This window comes from Cellulomonas carbonis (genome assembly GCF_014636275.1).
In the GTDB taxonomy this organism is placed as follows: Bacteria; Actinomycetota; Actinomycetes; order Actinomycetales; family Cellulomonadaceae; genus Actinotalea; species Actinotalea carbonis.
This window is the reverse complement of record NZ_BMEB01000002.1, coordinates 1-15,823: the sequence shown is the minus strand read 5'-3', so window position 1 is coordinate 15,823 and position 15,823 is coordinate 1. Positions and strand designations below refer to the sequence as shown.

The window sequence follows — 15,823 nt, the reverse complement described above, 5'->3', positions numbered from 1 at the left end:
GAGACGACGACCCGGTCCGCACCCCTATCCGCGCGGGCCGCCGTGGACCAGAGTCAGCCCATGGACGTCGTCGTTCACCCCGGTCGCCCGCTGACCGAGCAGGAGGTCGTCGCGGTCGCGCGCGACCGGGCACCCGTCGTGCTCGACCCCGAGTGCCTCGAGCGGCTCACCGCCGCGCGCCGTCACGTCGACGACCTCGCCGCGTCGGACACACCCGTCTACGGCGTCTCGACGGGCTTCGGCGCACTCGCGACCCGGCACATCCCGCGCGCGTCGCGCACGCAGCTGCAGCGGAGCCTCGTGCGCTCGCACGCCGCGAGCTCGGGGCCCGAGGTCGAGGACGAGGTGGTCCGCGGCCTCATGCTGCTGCGCCTGCGCACGCTCGTCACCGGGCACACGGGCGTCCGGCCGGAGACCGCGCAGGCCTACGCCGCGCTGCTCGACGCCGGCATCACGCCCGTCGTCCGCGAGTTCGGGTCGCTGGGCTGCTCGGGTGACCTCGCGCCGCTCGCACACGTCGCGCTCGCGGTCATGGGCGAGGGCCAGGTCCGCGTCGACGGCGACGTCGTCCCGGCGGCCGAGGCGCTCGAGCGCGCCGGCATCGCGCCCGTCGTCCTCGCGGAGAAGGAGGGCCTCGCGCTCATCAACGGCACCGACGGGATGCTCGCGATGCTCATGCTCGCGTGCGCCGACCTCGACCGGCTGCTGCGCGTCGCGGACGTCGCCGCCGCGATGAGCGTCGAGGCGCTGCTCGGCACGGACCGCGTGCTCGCCGAGGAGCTCATGGCGCTGCGTCCGCACCCCGGCCAGGCGCTCGCGGCCGCGAACATGCGTCGCCTGCTCGAGGGCAGCGAGGTCGTCGCGTCGCACCGCGGGCCCGAGTGCACGCGTGTCCAGGACGCGTACTCGCTGCGCTGCGCGCCCCAGGTCGCGGGCGCCGCACGCGACACGCTCGCGCACGCGCGGCTCGTCGCGTCGCGCGAGGCGGCCAGCGCGATCGACAACCCGGTGCTGCTCGACGACGGGCGCCTGGAGTCCAACGGCAACTTCCACGGCGCGCCCGTCGCGTACGTGCTCGACTTCCTCGCGATCGCGGCGGCCGACGTCGCGTCGATCAGCGAGCGCCGCACGGACCGGATGCTCGACGCGAACCGGTCGCACGGCCTCCCGCCGTTCCTCGCGGACGACCCCGGCGTGGACAGCGGGCTCATGATCGCGCAGTACACGCAGGCGGGACTCGTCAGCGAGCTCAAGCGGCTCGCGGTGCCCGCGAGCGTCGACAGCATCCCGAGCTCCGCGATGCAGGAGGACCACGTCTCGATGGGCTGGGGTGCGGCCCGCAAGCTGCGACGTGCGGTCGACGCCCTCACCCGGGTGCTTGCGATCGAGGTCCTCACCGCGGCGCGCGCTCTCGACCTGCGCGCGCCGCTGCGGCCCGCACCGGCGACGGCCGCCGCGGTCGCGGCGCTGCGCGCGCACGTCGCCGGGCCGGGCACCGACCGGTACCTCGCGCCCGAGATCGAGGCCGCCGTCGCACTCGTGCGCGGCGGCGAGCTGCTGGCGGCCGTCGAGGCCGTCACCGGACCCCTGGAGTGACCGTGGAGTGCAAGGGCTGGATGCAGGAGGCGGCGCTGCGGTGCCTGCGCAACAACCTCCACCCCGATGTCGCCGAGCGGCCGGAGGACCTCGTCGTCTACGGCGGCAGCGGCAAGGCGGCGCGCGACCACCGCTCGCTGCAGGTCATCGAGGACACGCTGCGCCGGCTCGACGACGACGAGACGCTGCTCGTGCAGAGCGGCAAGCCGGTCGCCGTCTTCCGCACGTTCGAGCACGCGCCGCGCGTGCTGCTCGCCAACAGCCTCCTCGTGCCGGGCTGGGCGACGTGGGACCGCTTCTGGGAGCTCGAGGCGCTCGGCCTGACGATGTACGGGCAGATGACCGCGGGCTCGTGGATCTACATCGGCACGCAGGGGATCGTGCAGGGCACGTTCCAGACGTTCGCGGCGCTCGCGGAGCAGCGCTTCGACGGGACGCTGCGCGGCAAGGTCGTCCTGACGGCGGGGCTCGGTGGGATGGGCGGCGCTCAGCCGCTCGCCGTGACGATGAACGGGGGGACGGCGCTGTGCCTCGACGTGGACCCTGCGCGCGTCCGGCGGCGCGCCGAGACGCGGTACCTCGACGAGATCGCCGACTCGGTCGAGGACGGTCTGCGCCGCGTGCGCGAGGCGGCGGCTGCGGGGCGTGCGCTGTCGGTCGGCGTCGTCGCCAACGCGGCCGAGGCCCTGCCCGCGCTGCTCGCGCGCGGTGAGCACGTCGACGTCGTCACCGACCAGACCAGCGCGCACGACCCGCTCAACGGGTACGTGCCGAAGGGCCTCTCGCTCGAGGAGGCCGCGGCGCTGCGCACGTCCGACCCGGCGGCGTACGTCGCGCTCGCGCGGGCGTCGATGGTCGAGCACTGCACCGCGATGGTCGGGTTCTCGCGGGCCGGGGCCGCGGTGTTCGACTACGGCAACAACCTGCGCGGCGAGGCGCGCGAGGCCGGGTACGACGACGCGTTCGCCTACCCGGGGTTCGTGCCCGCGTTCATCCGGCCGCTGTTCTGCGAGGGGATCGGGCCGTTCCGGCTCGTCGCGCTCTCGGGCGACCCGGCGGACGTCGCCGTCGCGGACGAGGCGCTGCTCAAGGCCTTCCCGTCGAACCCGTACGTGCAGCGGTGGATCCCCCTGGCGAGGGAGCGCGTCGCGTTCCAGGGGCTGCCCGCGCGCATCTGCTGGCTCGGCTACGGCGAGCGGGCCGAGGCGGGCGCGGTCCTCAACGAGCTCGTCGCGAGCGGGCGGATCGGCGCACCCGTCGTCATCGGTCGCGACCACCTCGACAGCGGGTCGGTCGCCTCGCCGTACCGCGAGACCGAGGCGATGCGCGACGGGTCGGACGCGATCGCGGACTGGCCGGTCCTCAACGCACTGCTCAACGTCGCGAGCGGCGCGGCGTGGGTCGCGGTGCACCACGGCGGTGGCGTCGGCATGGGCAAGTCGATCCACAGCGGCGCGCAGGTGCTCGCGGACGGGACGGTCGACGGCGCGCGGCGGCTCGAGCGCGTCCTCACCAACGACCCGGGGACAGGCGTCGTGCGGCACGCCGACGCCGGGTACGAGATCGCGCGCGGCGTCGCGCGGGACCGCGGCATCGACATGCCGATGCTGTGAGGAGGCCCTGATGGCGCTCGTCGTCGACCGGATCGGGACCCTCGTCACGTGGGACGAGGAACCCGTGCTGCACGACGCGGCGGTCGTCGTCGACGGCGGTCGGGTGGTGTGGACGGGTCCGGCCGGGCGTGCGCCGTCGGCGGGCGAGCGGCTCGACGCCGACGGGCGGTGCGTCGTGCCCGGCTTCGTCGACGCGCACACCCACCTGGTCTTCGCGGGCGACCGCTCGGAGGAGTTCGCGGCGCGCCTCGCGGGAGCGCCCTACGCCGCGGGCGGTATCCGCACGACGGTCGCCGCGACGCGCGCCGCGTCCGACGACGAGCTGCTCTCCCGGGCGCGCGCGCTCGCGGCCGAGGCTCTGCGGTCCGGGACGACGACGATCGAGGTCAAGTCCGGGTACGGGCTGACGGTCGACGACGAGCGGCGCTCGCTCGAGGTCGCCGCGCGGGTCACGGAGCACCGGACCTTCCTGGGGGCGCACGTCGTGCCCGACGGCGACGCGGACGCCTACGTCGACCTGGTCTGCGGACCGATGCTCGACGAGGTGGCGCCGCTCGCGACGGCCATCGACGCGTTCTGCGAGGAGGGGGCGTTCGACGAGGACCAGTGCCGCCGCGTGCTGCGCGCGGGTCAGGACCGCGGGCTCGACGTCCACGTGCACGCCAACCAGCTGGGCCCGGGCCCGGGTGCGCGGCTCGCGGCCGAGCTCGGCGCCGCGAGCGCGGACCACTGCACGCACCTGACCGACGACGACGTGTCCGCGCTGCGTGACGCGCGGGTCGTCGCGGTCCTCGTCCCGGTCGCGGAGTTCAGCACCCGGTCCCCGTACGCCCCGGCCCGGCGGCTCGTCGACGCCGGGGTCACGGTCGCGCTCGCGACGGACTGCAACCCGGGGACCAGCTTCACGACGTCGATGCCGTTCGTCGTCGCGCTCGCGTGCCGTGAGCTGGGTCTGACGCCGCTCGAGGCGCTGCGCGCCGCGACGCTCGGCGGTGCCGCGGCGCTGCGCGACGACGACGTCGGGCACCTGCGGGTCGGGGCCCGCGCGGACCTCGTCGTGCTCGACGCGCCGTCGCCCGTGCACCTCGCCTACCGACCCGGCGTGGACCTGGTGCACCGCGTGATCCGTCGTGGGGAGGTGGCCCGGTGAGCGAGGACCCGCGGTGGCCGCGGGCGTCCGACTGGCTCGCGCGCGGTGGCGGGAGCGCTGCGGGCGCATCGGGCGGCTCGGGCGGTCGCGAGCACGGCGGGCCGCGGCTCGTCGTCGTCGGGGTGCCGCTGTCGCGGACGTCGATCTCGCCGTCGGGCGCGCACGAGACACCGGGCGCGGTCCGCCGCGCGCTGCGGCGGTTCGCGACGTTCCACGCGGGGCTCGACGTCGACCTCGAGGCGGTCGCGGTGCACGATGTCGGCGACCTCCCCGTCGCGGCGCTCGCGGGGGACGAGGCGCTGACCGCCGTCGACGACGGCCTGCGCGGACTCCCCGTGCACGACGTCGCGGTCCTGCTGGGTGGGGACAACGCGGTGACGCGCCCCGCGCTGCGGACGCTCCTGCCGGACCTCGCGCGCGTCGGGCTGCTCACGCTCGACGCGCACCACGACGTGCGCGGGTTCCACGTCGGGCCGACCAACGGGACGCCCGTGCGCGGTCTGGTCGAGGACGGGCTGCCTGGCGAGCACGTCGTGCAGGTCGGGATCGGCGACCTCACCAACAGCCGCGCCTACCGGTCGTGGTGCGAGGAGCACGGCGTGCGCGTCGTCGGGGTGGGTGAGGCGCGTGCCGCGGGTGTGGGTGCCGTCGTCCGGCGCGAGCTCGACCGGCTCGCCGAGACGTGCGACGCGGTCTACGTCGACCTCGACGTGGACGTCGTGGACCGGACGTTCGTGCCGGGCTGCGCGGGGGCGCGGCCGGGCGGTGTCCTGCCCGGCGAGCTCCTCGACGCCGCGGTCGAGGCCGGGCGGCACCCGTGGGTGCGCGCGGTCGACGTCGTCGAGGTCGACGCGACCGCGGACCCGACCGGCGTCACCGTGGACCTCGCCGCGATGTGCCTGCTGTCGGTCGCGGCCGGCCTCGCGGCGCGGCGGCGGCCGGAGGACCAGGCCACCGTCACCTCGATCGTGACCGACGCCTCCGCTGCCCGACGTGACGCGCGCCCCCGCGACTGACAGACTCAGGTGAGGCGTCCGGCGGGACGCCCCAGGTCCTCCGTCGGTCGGGCACCGCCCGACCCGCGTGGCCGGTCCACCCGGACGTCGGTCCCCGTGCGACCAGCACCGCGAGCACGGCAGCCGCGTGGCGCGTCGAGCGCTCCCCGCGGTGGCCTGACGGCCCGGGCGGAGCGCCCGGCACCGGCCGGCCCGGAGCGTGTGCGCTCCGGACGCCCGACCGGCTCGGCTCCCCTGCCGGCCGTCGCGCGATGGGCCCGCCGTGCCGCGACCGCGGTGCGGACGCTGCGAAGGAGACGATGTGGCACGTCCAGGCCGACGCCGGTCCGGTGGCACGCGCGCCGAGGGCGGCGCGCAGCGCCGTCGGGCACCGCGCACCGGGGAGCAGGGACTCATCCCGGTGCTCGTGGACGTCGCTCGTGAGGTCGACGGCGCCGTCCAGCGGCAGCCGGCCCGCCCCGCGGTGCGCGTGAAGTTCCAGGTCGTCGCGCTGCTCGTGCGCGAGGAGCGTGCTCGCGTGATGGCGGACGAGAGCCTCGGCACCGCCAAGCGGACCCAGGAGCTCAAGCGGCTCGACGGCGTCGCGACGCTGCTCGCGAAGATCGCCGCACGCGACACGTCGCTGCTCTCGCTGCTCGCCGAGGACGCGCGCGTGTCCGACACCGCGCGGGCCCTCAAGGCGTCGCTCATGCGCGACGCCGGGCTCGAGCCGCCCGAGGAGGTCGAGGCGCCCGCGCCCCCGCCGACGACGGCGTCCACCACGACGTCGGAGCAGGTCGTGCCCGTCTCGGTCCTGCAGCGTCAGCGCGCCAACCCGTTCCTCGCACCCGACTTCGAGGCCGCGGCCGAGCGGCTCGCGCGGCCGCGCCGGCTCGCCGGGTGGGAGCTCCTCGAGCCGCTGTTCCGGTCCTTCGAGTACGGCGACGCCGGTGCGCCCGCGTGCATGGCGATGCCCGAGGCCGGCTCGGTCGCCACGGCCCACGGCCGGGCCCTCATGCCGCACCAGGCCCAGGTCGTGGCGGCGACGGCGCGCGGTCACCGCACGTTCCTGCTCGCCGACGAGCCCGGGCTCGGCAAGACCGCCCAGGCGCTGCTGGCCGCCCAGGCCGCCGACGCGTACCCGCTGCTCGTCGTCGCCCCGAACGTCGTCAAGACCAACTGGGCGCACGAGGTCGGGATGTGGACGCCGCACCGTCGCGCGACCGTCGTCCACGGCGACGGCGAGCAGGTCGACGCGTTCGCCGACGTCGTGATCGTCAACTACGAGATCCTCGACCGGCACGTCGGGTGGCTGGGCGACCTGGGCTTCCGCGGGATGGTCGTCGACGAGGCGCACTTCATCAAGAACAAGCGCTCGCAGCGCTCGCAGCACGTCCTGTCCATCGCCGACCGCATCCGGGACCGGACGCCGCGGCCGCTCATGATGGCGCTCACCGGGACGCCGCTGATCAACGACATCGAGGACTTCCGCGCGATCTGGCAGTACCTCGGCTGGATCGACGACGAGAAGCCGCTCGGCCGGCTCATGACCGCGCTCGAGGAGACGGGCCTCACGCCCGCCGACCCGGGCTTCTACGCCGCGGCCCGCTCGACCGTCATCGACATGGGGATCGTGCGGCGCCGCAAGGCCGACGTGGCCGCCGACATCCCCGCGCGGCGCGTCGCCGACCTGCCGGTCGAGCTCGATGGCGCGGTCGGCCGCTCGATCCGCGCGGCGGAGGCGGCGCTCGCGAGCCGCCTGGTCAGCCGGTACCGCGCGGCGCTCGAGGCGCGCACGGACGCCGTCGTCGTCGACGGGCTGGACCTCGGGCTCGCGCGCCGGGTCGCGGCGGCCGAGCTCAAGGACTCGAGCTCGAAGGCCAAGGGCGAGAACGTCTTCACGATGGTCCGCCGGATCGGCCAGGCCAAGGCCGGGCTCGCGGCCGACTACACCGCGCAGCTCGCACGGAACGTCGGCAAGGTCGTGTTCTTCGCCAAGCACGTCGACGTCATGGACCAGGCCGAGGAGACCTTCGCCGACCGGGGCATCAAGTACGCGTCGATCCGCGGCGACCAGACGCCCAAGGCGCGCGAGAAGAACGTCGCGGCGTTCACGAACGACCCCGAGGTGCAGGTCGCGGTGTGCTCGCTCATGGCCGCCGGCGTGGGGATCAACCTGCAGGTCGCGTCGAACCTCGTGCTCGCCGAGCTGTCGTGGACGGACGCCGAGCAGACCCAGGCGATCGACCGGATCCACCGGATCGGCCAGGACGAGCCCGTCACCGCGTGGCGGATCATCGCCGCGCAGACGATCGACTCGAAGATCGCCGAGCTCATCGACGCCAAGTCCGGGCTCGCCGCCCGCGCGCTCGACGGCGCGGCGGAGGAGGACGCGTCGTCGTCGACGGACGTCCAGCTCGAGGCGCTCGTCTCGCTGCTCACCGACGCGCTCGCGGCGGAGGGTGTGAGCTGAGGCCGATGGTCGGGGCGAGGACGACGAGGGCGGTCGCAGCCAGCACGTGCCAGACGGCGTGGCCCTGGAGCGGTGACGACGGGTCGCACAGGGGCCAGCCCGCGCGCGAGAGCGTGCCCACCGTGCCGCCGACGGCGAGCAGCGCGAGCGCGGTGGCGATGCGTCGCCGCTGACGCGGGCGGATGACGGCGCGCCGCACGGTGAGCGCGACGGCGACGACGGCGACACCCACCTGGGCGAGGTCACCCGCGCGCGGCGCCAGGAGGATCAGCGGCACGAGCGCGAGCGTCGGGCCCGCCCACCACCACCAGGCAGGTCGTCGGCCCGTGAGGTCGGCGGCCGCGTCGGCGCCGACGTACGCGAGGACGACGAGCAGCGGGAGGTCGTGCGCGAGGTCCGACCACACCGGGTCCGGGCCGTGCTGGACGAACGAGCCGATGCCGACGGCGGCGACGAGGGCGGCGTAGCCGGCGAGCGGGTGTGGTCGGGCCGAGGGGCGGTGGTCGGAGGTGTCGGCGTCATGCGCACGGTGGCCCTCGCGCCGCGCGCGGACGAGGACCACCACGCCGGCGACGACGAACGCGAGGCTCGTCCACGCGGACACGGGCTCGGCGAGGAACCCGTCCTGGACGAGCTCGCAGCCCGGTCCGTCCTGCGCGCGCACGCGTGCCGTCAGGAGAGCCGTCGGGTTCACCACCCGACGATAGGACGGGCAGGTCGGGGCGGTGCACGCCGGGGTGGGTGGGTGGATCCAGCCGCGCCTCGCGCGGGCAACTGCACCCGCCGGTGGGCCCTGTGCGTCGGTGTGGATCCAACTGCGCCACGTGCGGGCACGGCCACCCAGCCTCGGGGCGCGGGCGGGCACGGCGACCTACCCTCGGGGCGTGGGCGACGACGCCGCCACCCACCAGCGAGGTATCTGCGCCGGGCGCGTCGACCGGTCTTGTCGCGCCGCCGACCGCGCGGGACGCTGGGGCACTCGTCGAGGCGGAGGCGGAACCCATGGGCAAGCTCATCTACGCGGCCAACGCGTCGCTCGACGGGTACCTCGAGGACGAGGCCGGGTCGTTCGACTGGTCCGTGCCCACCGAGGAGGTCCACGCGTTCTGGAACGAGCACGAGCGCGGCATCGGCACGTCGCTCTACGGCCGGCGCATGTACGAGGCCATGCGGGTCTGGGAGGACGACGACTGGCTCGTGGGCGAGCCGGCCGTCGTGCGCGAGTACGCGCAGATCTGGCGCGACGCGGACAAGGTCGTCTACTCGACGACGCTCGCGGAGGTCTCGACGGCGCGCACGAGTCTCGAGCGGCGGTTCGACCCCGAGGCGGTGCGCCGGCTCAAGGAGTCGTCGGAGGGCGACCTGAGCGTCGGCGGCGCGACCCTGGGGTCGGAGGCCTTCCGGCACGGGCTGGTCGACGAGTGCGTGCTGGTGCTGTGCCCGGTCGTCGTCGGCGGGGGTAAGCCCGCGCTCCCGCGCGGGATGCGCGTCGACCTCGAGCTGCTGGACCAGCGGCAGCTGGGGGCCGGTGCGGTCACGGTGCGGTACGCGGTGCGCGGCCGGGCGGACGGCGGTGCGTGACGCTCAGCCGATGCGTTCGGCGAGCGAGACGACGATCCCCTCGGGCCCACGGACGTAGGCCATCCGCCAGATGCCCTCGTACTCGCCGATGCCGCCGACCAGGCCGTAGCCCTCGCTCGCGACCTGGTCGACGGCCGCCTGCAGGTCGTCGACCTCGAACGCGACGTTGCGCAGCCCGAGCTCGTTGGCCATCGCCGCGGGCCGGCCGGGGACCGCGTCGGGCCGCACGAATCGGGCCAGCTCGAGGCGCGTCCCGCCGTCGGGCGTCGTCAGCATGACGATCTCGGTGCGCGAGTCCGGGATGCCGCAGACCGTGTCGAGGAACTCACCCTCGACGAACGTCCTGCCCTCGACCTCGAGGCCGAGCGCGACGAAGAAGTCGGTGACGAGGTCGAGGTCCTCGACGGTGATGCCGACGTGGTCGAAGCGGATGACGTGGGGCATGAGGTCATCGTGCTCCTCGCCGACGGTCTGCGGCGCGGAGGGTTGCGCCGACTACCGTGGGCGCATGACCGCGCCGACGACGGCGGAAACCGCGCCCGCCCTCCGGATGGCCCGCTCGGTCGTGCTCGCCACCGCTGTCGCGGTAGCGGCGGTCGCCGCGATCTGGGTCGTCGCCGTCCCGATGGAGGCGGCCTGCGTGGCGATCTACCCGCCGCCCCAGGGATGCGCGGCGGCCGATCGCGAAGCCGCCGGCGTGGCCTGGACGGCCGTCGTCGCCGTCGCGTACGCGCTGGTCCTCGCCGTGACGGTAGGTCTCGGACGTCGGTGGGCCTGGGTGACGAAGGCGGCCCTCGGTGTCCTCGTCGTCGTGGCTGTGCTCGCCTTCGGTGCCGTCCAGGGCTCGACGGGGTTCATCGCGTAGGCGGACGACGGCGGGATGGCAGCGGGCGACAGAACAGGTGGGTCGCCGGTCACGTGGTCGGATCAAGGCCCGGGCGCGCGCCTCAGGACGCGTTGGTCAGCCGTCGGACGACGTACTGGTTCAGGCTCACGTGCTCCTCGGCGGCTTCGATCGCGAGCTTGCGGTGCAGGTGCTCTCCGACGCGTAGGTTGAACTTGCCCGAGTAGGCCCGCGAGGACAACGGTTCAGGCACGCGCTCGCCGTTGGCGCGCAGGTCGTCAATGGTTTCGGCGACCAGGTCGCGCATCCCGTGCAGGGCGTCCTCCTGGCTGTCGGCGAGCCAGGACAGCGAGGGAAGCTCGAGGCAAGTGGCTACGTACTCGTCGTCCTCAACCGACCAGGTGACCCGGTAGGTGTATCGGGTGATGTCGATGTGCGGGGTGGTGCTCATGCCCGCGCCTCCTTCTTGTCGATCGCGGCGAGTACCTGCCTGACCTGGTAGGCCTTGGCCTGCCCGTGGTCGTTCTGGATGTTGACCCGTGGGTCGCCGGGCCACGGGGTCCTGAACACTGCGTGCGTCCCGCTACCCGTTCGCGGTGGACCGAAGTGGTGCTCACACACCTTCGCCAGGTCGTCGTAGCGGACGTTCCGGGGGTTTGCGCGCATCGCTGCGACGACCTTCGCTACCGACGGCACGGAGCCATGGTACTACGGGTAGTACCGGACCGGTGGCGGTGGTGAGCAGCATGAACGCCGCTCAACCGTCGTGGAAGAACTCGAGCACGTGCCGCACCACCGCCTCGGGCTGCTCCTCGGCGAGGTAGTACCCCGTCCCGGGAACGTGCACCATCCGCATGTCGTCGGCGTACGGCTCGTACCCGAGCAGGAGGCGAGGGTGACCCGACGCGTCGCGGTCGTCCTCGACGAGCACGGCCCCGTAGAGCCCGAGCGTCGGCGTGACGAGCCGCGTCCCGCGGTACGCCCCCCGCGCAGCACGGTTCGACGCCGTCACCGCGAGCGCCCGGTACAGCGCCACGGCGGCACGGGCGCGCGCAGGGTCGCGGAGGCGGCCCAGGTAGGTCTCGATGTCCGCGGCCGACCACACGGCCCCGTCGGGCGCGTCACCGAGCAGCATGTGCCGCGCGAGCCGTTGCCGTCCCCGGCTGACCAGCCGTGGCCCGAGCACCGGCAGCGTGACGGCGAACCGCGGCCAGAGGCGCCACACGTTGAGCAGCACCCGCACGAGCAGCCACCCGGAGAGCGCCGGATAGGGGTGTGGTGCACCCATCACGACGAACCGCCGCACCCGGTCGGGGTGCGCGAGGCACAGCCGGAAGCCCAGGATGCCGCCGATGTCGAGCCCGACGACGTCGACCCGGTCCAGCCCGAGCGCATCCAGCAGCGACACGGCGTCGGCGACGAGCTGCTCCTCGGTGTACCCGTCGGGCGGTGCGTCGGTCCAGCCCGCGCCGCGCAGGTCGGGCGCGATGACGCGGTGGTGCTCGGCCAGCGCCGGGAGCACCTTCCGCCAGCCCCACCAGTGCTCGGGGAAGCCGTGCAGCAGGAGCACCGGCGGCCCGGACCCGGCCTCGGCCACGTGCACGCGCAGTCCGGGCAGGTCCACGAACCGGTGTCCGACGCCGTCGAGCGTCGGGAGCGCCGTGCTCCCGATGGGAGTGCCGCTGTCGCCGTCGGACGACTGCATGAGGCGGACGCTACTCCGGGCCCGAGCACCTCTCCAGACCCTGGCGACGGCGACGAGCGGGCGCGTCTACGCGGCCGGGATCCGCGTGCTCATCACGCAGTTGCCCTTGCCCTTCGGCCGCAGGTACTCGAACCCGAGCTGCTCGTACATGGTCCGGGTCGCGTTGTAGAGAAACGACGACGACGTCCTCTTCCCGGGCGGCAGCTCGTGCGGGTAGGCCTCGACCAGGCCGCCACCGGCCGACGCGATCAGCGCGAGCGCGCCGCGCACCGCGATGCTCGCCATGCCCGAGCGCCGGAACCGCCGGTCCACGAACAGGCAGGTGATGCGGAAGTCCGGGCGCTGCACGGTCTCCGCCTCCCACTGCTTGCGGTGGTGGATGTTCGGCACCTCCTCGACCGTCCCGTACTGCGCCCAGGCGACCGCCTCGTCGTCGTCGATCACGAGCGCCGCGTGGGCCAGGCCTGCGAGGACGAACTGCCGCTTGAACTCTCGGTGGCCGAGCGCGCGACGCTCCTCCGCCGGGTCCGGGTAGAGGTGGAAGTAGGTGCACCAGCAGCCGCCCCACACCCCGTTGTGCCGCTCCGCCAGGTCCGCGAAGGCGTCCCAGGTCTCGGGCGTGAGGGGCTCGATGCGGTGGCCGTCCACGGTGATGGCTGCCTCGCCCATGCGATCGACTGTAGGGCGGGACCTGCCGACCGAACAGGAGGCGGGAGCGCCCGCCCGTTGCCGAGACGACCGTGAGGTCGGGATGCTGAGTGGCATGCCCGAAGACGTGAGCTCCTTGCCGGAGGTGGTCGGTCGTCCGGCCGCGCGTGCTCTCGAGGCGGCCGGCTACCACGCGCCCGCCGACCTCGACGGAGCGAGTGAGAAGACGCTGCTCGCACTCCACGGCGTCGGCCCGCGGGCGATCAGGGCGCTGCGCGAGCAGGGTGTGGAGCTCGTGCCGTGACGACACCCAGGCGGGTGTCGGCCCGGGCAGCGGCGCGCTCGGCCGAGCCGGGCCCGACGGCGATCGTCTAGCGCCCGACGGAGTCCAGGACCTCCGCGAGCTCCGCCGGTCGGCTCACCATGGGCCAGTGCCACGTCGGCAGCTCGACGTACGTCCAGTCGCCGTCGACCATGTGCGCGAACACCGGCGCGTAGGGCGCCATCTGCCGGAGCTGCTCGAGGCCGAAGGAGCACAGCACGCCCGTGCGCGGCAGGTGCTGCCAGGCGCCCGTGACCGCGACGGGCTGCGTGGCGGTGCGCCAGGGCTGCGGCCGCGAGCCCTCGACCAGCGCGGCCACGGCGTCGTCGTCGACCTCGGGCACGTCGGCGGCGAGCGCGGCCCACGGCGGGGGCGGGAGCTTCCAGCCCTTCCCGTGCGTCCTGACCAGGTCCTCGTTGGCGGCCCGTGCGTCCGGCCCCTCGAAGTCGGCCTGCGCCATGCCGTCCGGCAGGGGGTCGGAGTCGACGTAGACCAGTCGGGCCACACGCTCGGGGACGCGGTCGGCCGCACCGGTCGTGACGAGCGCGCCGTAGCTGTGGCCGACGAGGACGACGTCGTGCAGGTCGTGCTCCTCGAGCAGGCGGACGACTTCGTCGACGTGGGTCGTCAGGTCGGTCTCCGGTGAGGCGAGGTGCGCGCGCTCGCCCATGCCGGAGAGGTCGACGGCGTGCACGACGTGGTCGCGCTCGCGCAGCGCGTCGGCGACGGCGCGCCACACCGAGGCGCCGAGCCAGAAGCCGGGGACGAGGACGTAGGTGGTGGTCATGGGAGCCACGCTAGATTTGTTTGCGGGCAGGATCCGCCCGGTATTAATGGCAGATTCTCGGGTCCGGTCCCGTCCGAGCCGGAGGAGGAGCCGTGGCCCGTCCCACCGCGCGCGTGCTCGCGATGCTGGAGCTGCTCCAGGCGGGCGGGCAGCGCACCGTCGGCGACCTGGCGGCGCGCCTCGGGGTCGACGAGCGGACCGTCCGGCGCTACGCCGAACACCTCGCCGACCTCGGGATCCCCGTGCACGCGCAGCGGGGCAGGTACGGCGGGTACCGGCTGTCACCGGGCTACAAGCTGCCGCCGCTGATGCTCACCGACGACGAGGCCGTCGCCGTCGTCCTGGGCCTGCGGGCCGCGGAGCGCGCCGGGCTCGCCACAACCGACGGCGCTGCGACGGCGAGCGCGCTGGCCAAGGTGTCGCGCGTCCTGCCCAAGGCTCTTGGCCGGCGGCTCGACAGCCTGCTGTCGACGGCGCAGTTCACGACGCCTGAGCGGCCGGGCGCCCCCGCCGGCGTGGAGACGTTGCTCGCTCTGGCCGCAGCCGCGCACGCGCGGCGCACCGTCGTGATCGCCTACACCGCCTGGGACGGACGGGAGTCCGAGCGCGAGCTCGACGTGTACGGGCTCGTCTTCCACTCCGGCCGGTGGTACGCGACCGGGTACGACCAAGTCCGGGACGACGTGCGGACGTTCCGCCTCGACCGCATCGCGTCCGTCCGGCCGGGCGACGGCTCGTACGTCGTGCCCGACGACTTCGACGCGAGGGCGCAGGTCGCGTCCGGCATCGCGGCGGTCGGGTGGGCGCACGAGGTCACCGTCGTGCTGCGCACCACGGTCGCGGAGGCGAGCGAGCGGCTGCCCCCGAGCGTCGGGCGGCTCAGCGAGCACCCCGACGGCGTGCTGCTCGAGACGCGCGCCGAGCGCCTCGACGGCATGGCGCGGATGCTGGCCGGGGTCGGCTGGGACTTCGAGGTGATCACACCGGACGCCCTGCGCGACGAGGTGCTCGCGCTGTCGGAGCGGCTGCGGGTCAGTGCTGAGCGGGGCGTCGTCGGGGGCGCCGACGCTGGTGCTCGGAGTACGTGAGCGAGATTCGCCGCACTCTCCTGGCGGACTGCGACGAGCCGTTCGGAGATGAGGCAGACGGCTTCCACATCCACCGATCGGCAGGCGCGCGGTCCGCGGCAGATCCGGGCGAGCGCAGCCGCCCTCAGCGCGGCAGATCCGGGCGTTTGGTAGCGCGCCGACTCCACCGGCGGGCGAAGTCGTCAAGTGAGCGTGACGAAGGTGACGGTGAGGGCGAGCAGGCACGCGTCGCTGACAAAACTGCGGGCCCATGGCCATCGATGGTTATCGTGGCCGCCTCCGACGGCGATGGCGGCTGCCGCGTGATACGACGCGAAGACGAGGGCGGCCGCGTACGGATAGGTGAGCGCAGAACCGGCTGTCGCGGCGGGATGCCGGACAGTTCCAGGGCGACCTGGACCAGGAACGTCACGAAGAACGCGGCGCCGGTGACAAACGCGAAGAGAAGGTGCTGCACTCTCGCGTTGTACCTGAGTTCCCCGCCGCGCCAGTCCGCCGCGACCCATGACGGCTCAAGGATCCGGGCACCGGGTCTCCAGAACACCAACACCAAGCCGTACTCGAGCCACGGCACCCGAAGCGCGCGCAGGAGCGTGGAGCGCTCGGTCACGTCCGGGTGGCCGGGTTCTGAGCGGTTAACACGCTCGGGTCATCGGCACCGCGCGAGCGCGACTGAAGGCCAGCCTGCCGTCCAGCACTCGTGGGGTCGAGCACCGGGCGTGGGACGCTTCGCTGATGATGGCTGACGCCGGAGACTGCGGGTCCTGCGGTCATGCGTGGGCACTGCATCCCCTCGCCACCAGGATCCGCGTCTGTGCCGGGTGCGTCGCGGAGGAAGACCACAACGAGCGCTCCGCCGAAGACGTGTGCGCCCGAGTCCCGCCGGAGCTCGGGTTGCGCCAAGCAGCTGACGTGTTGGCCGCTCGTGACGAGGACCCCGTCGGGTCGTTGACACTTCCGGAGCTCGTCGGGCTTGGGGAGGATGGTCGCTCTTGATGCCCACAGGAGGGCTGATGAGCGA

At 74.1% G+C, this 15,823-nt stretch carries 16 protein-coding genes; 9 read left to right on the top strand and 7 right to left on the bottom strand.

All coding sequences use genetic code 11. From position 1 onward, the window contains the following. Positions 1-60 precede the first annotated feature (60 nt). The 5 genes from hutH (at position 61) to IEV86_RS05390 (ending at position 7,827) form a co-directional block, all read left to right on the top strand. Complete coding sequence (hutH, locus tag IEV86_RS05410; RefSeq protein ID WP_043607171.1) at positions 61-1,596, top strand: histidine ammonia-lyase; 1,536 nt, start codon at positions 61-63, stop codon at positions 1,594-1,596. Between the two features lie 20 nt (positions 1,597-1,616). Further along, on the top strand, positions 1,617-3,209 hold the full coding sequence (hutU, locus tag IEV86_RS05405) for a urocanate hydratase (protein WP_052426257.1): 1,593 nt from the start codon (positions 1,617-1,619) through the stop codon (positions 3,207-3,209). Positions 3,210-3,219: 10 nt separating this feature from the next. Then, the gene (gene hutI, locus IEV86_RS05400) at positions 3,220-4,359 is read left to right on the top strand and encodes an imidazolonepropionase (protein WP_043607166.1); all 1,140 of its coding nucleotides are present in this window, start codon (positions 3,220-3,222) and stop codon (positions 4,357-4,359) included. Beyond that, entirely contained in the window at positions 4,356-5,375 is a 1,020-nt protein-coding gene (locus IEV86_RS05395) for an arginase family protein (RefSeq protein ID WP_052426256.1), read from the top strand. The genes hutI and IEV86_RS05395 overlap by 4 nt, the downstream gene beginning before the upstream one ends. A 301-nt stretch (positions 5,376-5,676) precedes the next feature. Continuing rightward, a complete protein-coding gene (locus IEV86_RS05390) occupies positions 5,677-7,827 on the top strand; it encodes a DEAD/DEAH box helicase (RefSeq protein ID WP_043607164.1) in 2,151 nt (716 codons plus the stop codon). On the opposite strand, the gene IEV86_RS05385 is transcribed toward IEV86_RS05390, so the two are convergent. Beyond that, positions 7,793-8,521 (bottom strand): hypothetical protein, encoded by a 729-nt coding sequence (locus IEV86_RS05385; protein WP_229734505.1) that lies wholly within the window; start codon positions 8,519-8,521, stop codon positions 7,793-7,795. The two genes, IEV86_RS05390 and IEV86_RS05385, sit on opposite strands and share 35 nt — an antisense overlap. Positions 8,522-8,829: 308 nt before the next feature. Here IEV86_RS05385 and IEV86_RS05380 point away from each other — a divergent pair, with 308 nt between their 5' ends. After that, a complete protein-coding gene (locus IEV86_RS05380; RefSeq protein ID WP_043607162.1) occupies positions 8,830-9,408 on the top strand; it encodes a dihydrofolate reductase family protein in 579 nt (192 codons plus the stop codon). A gap of 3 nt (positions 9,409-9,411) precedes the next feature. On the opposite strand, the gene IEV86_RS05375 is transcribed toward IEV86_RS05380, so the two are convergent. Next, positions 9,412-9,852, bottom strand: coding sequence for a VOC family protein (locus tag IEV86_RS05375; protein WP_043607159.1), 441 nt, complete (start codon positions 9,850-9,852; stop codon positions 9,412-9,414). Between the two features lie 64 nt (positions 9,853-9,916). Between IEV86_RS05375 and IEV86_RS05370 the strand changes: the two genes are divergently transcribed. Continuing rightward, a complete protein-coding gene (locus IEV86_RS05370) occupies positions 9,917-10,273 on the top strand; it encodes a hypothetical protein (protein ID WP_043607157.1) in 357 nt (118 codons plus the stop codon). 82 nt (positions 10,274-10,355) lie between these two features. Here IEV86_RS05370 and IEV86_RS05365 read toward each other — a convergent pair whose 3' ends face one another. The 4 genes from IEV86_RS05365 to IEV86_RS05350 form a co-directional block, all read right to left on the bottom strand. Continuing rightward, on the bottom strand, positions 10,356-10,703 hold the full coding sequence (locus tag IEV86_RS05365) for a type II toxin-antitoxin system HicB family antitoxin (protein ID WP_043607155.1): 348 nt from the start codon (positions 10,701-10,703) through the stop codon (positions 10,356-10,358). After that, positions 10,700-10,822 carry a hypothetical protein gene (locus IEV86_RS18085; RefSeq protein WP_268235192.1) on the bottom strand — a complete coding sequence of 41 codons (123 nt, stop codon included), beginning with the start codon at positions 10,820-10,822 and terminating at the stop codon, positions 10,700-10,702. Before IEV86_RS18085 ends, IEV86_RS05365 begins: the two co-directional genes overlap by 4 nt. Positions 10,823-11,009: 187 nt before the next feature. Beyond that, positions 11,010-11,957, bottom strand: coding sequence for an alpha/beta fold hydrolase (locus tag IEV86_RS05355; RefSeq protein ID WP_052426255.1), 948 nt, complete (start codon positions 11,955-11,957; stop codon positions 11,010-11,012). 66 nt (positions 11,958-12,023) lie between these two features. Beyond that, a complete protein-coding gene (locus IEV86_RS05350) occupies positions 12,024-12,626 on the bottom strand; it encodes a hypothetical protein (protein WP_043607150.1) in 603 nt (200 codons plus the stop codon). Positions 12,627-12,720: 94 nt separating this feature from the next. Here IEV86_RS05350 and IEV86_RS05345 point away from each other — a divergent pair, with 94 nt between their 5' ends. Next, positions 12,721-12,909: a helix-hairpin-helix domain-containing protein gene (locus IEV86_RS05345; protein ID WP_043607148.1), complete on the top strand. Its 189-nt coding sequence runs from the start codon at positions 12,721-12,723 to the stop codon at positions 12,907-12,909. Positions 12,910-12,976: 67 nt separating this feature from the next. Here IEV86_RS05345 and IEV86_RS05340 read toward each other — a convergent pair whose 3' ends face one another. Further along, a complete protein-coding gene (locus tag IEV86_RS05340; RefSeq protein ID WP_043607146.1) occupies positions 12,977-13,714 on the bottom strand; it encodes an alpha/beta fold hydrolase in 738 nt (245 codons plus the stop codon). Between the two features lie 92 nt (positions 13,715-13,806). Between IEV86_RS05340 and IEV86_RS05335 the strand changes: the two genes are divergently transcribed. Then, complete coding sequence (locus IEV86_RS05335; RefSeq protein ID WP_043607143.1) at positions 13,807-14,802, top strand: helix-turn-helix transcriptional regulator; 996 nt, start codon at positions 13,807-13,809, stop codon at positions 14,800-14,802. Positions 14,803-15,823 lie beyond the last annotated feature (1,021 nt).